This window comes from Candidatus Glassbacteria bacterium (assembly GCA_019456185.1).
In the GTDB taxonomy this organism is placed as follows: Bacteria; Gemmatimonadota; Glassbacteria; order GWA2-58-10; family GWA2-58-10; genus JAJRTS01.
The window spans coordinates 250-1,072 of the sequence record VRUH01000165.1 but is presented as its reverse complement, the minus strand read 5'-3'; the positions used below and the strand labels follow the sequence as shown (position 1 = coordinate 1,072).

The following is an 823-nucleotide window of genomic DNA, read 5'->3' as shown; positions in this document are numbered from 1 at the left end:
CCCGTAACTTAGGGAGAAGGGGTCCCTCCGACTTAAATCGGAGGGCGCAGTGAATTGGCCCGAGCGACTGTTTAACAAAAACACAGGTCTCTGCAAAAGCGTAAGCTGAAGTATAGGGGCTGACACCTGCCCAGTGCCGGAAGGTTAAGGGGAGAGGTTAGTCCTTCTTCGGAAGGACGAAGCTTTGAACTGAAGCCCCGGTGAACGGCGGCCGTAACTATAACGGTCCTAAGGTAGCGAAATCCCTTGTCGGGTAAGTTCCGACCCGCACGAATGGTGTAACGACTTGGACGCTGTCTCAACGAGGGGCTCGGCGAAATTGAAATACCTGTGCAGATGCAGGTTACCCGCGACAGGACAAAAAGACCCCGTGGAGCTTTACTATAGTTTGGCATGGAATTGAGGCTGGTCATGTGTAGCATAGGTGGAAGGCTTTGAAACCCTCACGCTAGTGGGGGTGGAGCCGACAATTGAAATACCACTCTTGTCCGGTTTTGATCCTAACCCCATCACCAAATGGGGGACAGTGCCTGATGGGTAGTTTGACTGGGGCGGTCGCCTCCTAAAAGGTAACGGAGGCGCCCAAAGGTCCCCTCAGCACGGATGGAAACCGTGCATTGAGTGTATTGGCATAAGGGGGCTTGACTGCGAGACCTACAAGTCGAGCAGGGACGAAAGTCGGGCAAAGTGATCCCACGGTACCGTGTGGAAGGGCCGTGGCTTATCGGATAAAAGCTACCCCGGGGATAACAGGCTTATCTTGCCCAAGAGTTCACATCGACGGCAAGGTTTGGCACCTCGATGTCGGCTCGTCGCATCCTGG

1 rRNA gene (cut by a window edge) is annotated in these 823 nt (G+C 54.4%); it reads left to right on the top strand.

Features of this window, described 5'->3' with window-relative positions:
* A 23S ribosomal RNA gene (locus FVQ81_18655) occupies nt 1-823 on the top strand; its annotated part runs 244 nt beyond the window's last position; the annotation flags it as partial.